This window comes from Methylobacterium sp. GXF4, assembly GCF_000272495.1.
In the GTDB taxonomy this organism is placed as follows: domain Bacteria; phylum Pseudomonadota; class Alphaproteobacteria; order Rhizobiales; family Beijerinckiaceae; genus Methylobacterium; species Methylobacterium brachiatum.
This window is the reverse complement of the sequence record NZ_AKFK01000116.1, coordinates 1-1,608: the sequence shown is the minus strand read 5'-3', so window position 1 is coordinate 1,608 and position 1,608 is coordinate 1. Positions and strand designations below refer to the sequence as shown.

Sequence of the window (1,608 nt, the reverse complement as noted above, 5' to 3'; positions counted from 1 at the left end):
CGAGCGACGTGCAGACATCTAAGAAGCCTTCACCAGCCTCGCTGCCAGCCTCATCACACTCAACCAGATCAGGCGGTTCTGTTAGGCGCTCTTAGGCGCGCCTCCCAGACACTGAGCGACCGCCATCCAGACCTTTGATGCGTCCGAGACGCGCGGCGCTGTGGCCAGCCGCCGGGTCTTTGTGCATCAGACGGTCCCGGTCGCCGCCGCGGCCCGATCGCGCGGAGACGCCGGTTCGGCCGGCCGGGCGATCGGCATCCGCCGCTCGGGGTATGACAATGACCACGGCCTCCTACGATGCGGCGCTGGCCGCCACCGGCGTCGGCGCGTTCCAGAAGCGGTTGTTCGCACTGTTCGGCCTCGTCTGGGCGGCGGACGCGATGCAGGTGCTCGCCATCGGCTTCACCGCCCCCTCGATCGCCGCCGGATTCGGCATCCCCGTCCAGCAGGCGCTGCAGACGGGAACCGCCCTCTTTCTCGGCATGCTGGTCGGCGCCTTCTTGTTCGGCCGCCTCGCCGACCGTTTCGGGCGCCGGCCTGTCCTGATCGCGACCGTGCTGATCGACGCCGCCTTCGGCCTCGCCTCGGCCTTCGCCCCGAGCTTCGGCTGGCTCCTGGCCCTGCGGTTCCTGACCGGCCTCGGGGTCGGCGGCACGCTGCCGGTGGACTACGCGATGATGGCCGAGTTCCTGCCCGCCGATCGGCGGGGCCGGTGGCTGGTGGCGCTGGAAGGCTTCTGGGCGGTCGGCACCGTGGTGCTGGCGCTGGCCTCGCTCGCCGCGCACGGGACGCGACCGGAGGAGGCGTGGCGGATCGTGTTCATGATCACCGCCGCGCCCGCGCTGGTCGGCCTCGGGCTGCGCATCCTGATCCCCGAATCGCCGCTCTTCCTCCTCCGGCGCGGCCGCACCGCGCAGGCCGAGGCCGTGCTCGCGCGGGTCGCGCGCACGAACGGACGCCCCGCCAGCGCGCCGAACCTCTCTCAGGCCGCCCGATCGCTCGGGACACCGAGATCCGCCGGCTCGATCTTCCGCCCGGACCTCCGGCGGCGCTCGGTGCTGATCCTGGCCGTCTGGCTGCTCGTGTCGGCCTCGTATTACGGCGTCTTCGTCTGGCTGCCGGTGCGGCTGGCGGGCCAGGGCTTCGGCTTCCTGCGCGGCGAGGCCTTCCTCGTCCTGGTCGCGCTCGCGCAGCTGCCGGGCTACGCGCTCGCCGCGTACGGGGTGGAGCGCTGGGGGCGGCGTCCGACCCTCATCGCCTTCCTGCTCCTCAGCGCGTTCGGCTGTCTCGCGTTCGGCATCGGATCGTCGGTCGGCTTCCTCGCGGCGGCGACGCTTCTGATGAGCTTCGCGCTGCTCGGCACGTGGGGGGCGCTCTACGCCTTCACGCCCGAGCTCTATCCCACGGAACTCCGCGCCACCGGCATGGGCAGCGCCGGCGCGGCGGCCCGCCTGGGGGGCCTGCTCGCACCGTCCGTCCTGGCGCCGGTGCTGGCGAGCGGCTTCAACCTCGCGCTCGGCGTCTTCGCCGCGCTGCTCGCGCTCGCCGCCGCGCTCACGCTGCTGATCGCGGTCGAGACCCGGCGGATGCCGCTCGGGTGACGCTTGT

The 1,608-nt window shown here is 72.6% G+C and carries 1 protein-coding gene and 1 pseudogene; both read left to right on the top strand.

The genetic code is table 11. The features are described 5' to 3' along the window. Window positions 1-85, top strand: a pseudogene (locus tag WYO_RS31285) (IS5/IS1182 family transposase); the annotation flags it as partial. A 193-nt stretch (window positions 86-278) separates the two neighbouring features. Continuing rightward, entirely contained in the window at window positions 279-1,601 is a 1,323-nt protein-coding gene (locus tag WYO_RS28485; protein WP_007569359.1) for an MFS transporter, read from the top strand. The last annotated feature ends 7 nt before the right edge of the window (window positions 1,602-1,608 follow it).

Coding starts and splice junctions, on each gene's coding strand:
- WYO_RS28485 (WP_007569359.1), top strand. CDS start 279: ATGACCACGGCCTCCTACGATGCGGCGCTGGCCGCCACCGGCGTCGGC.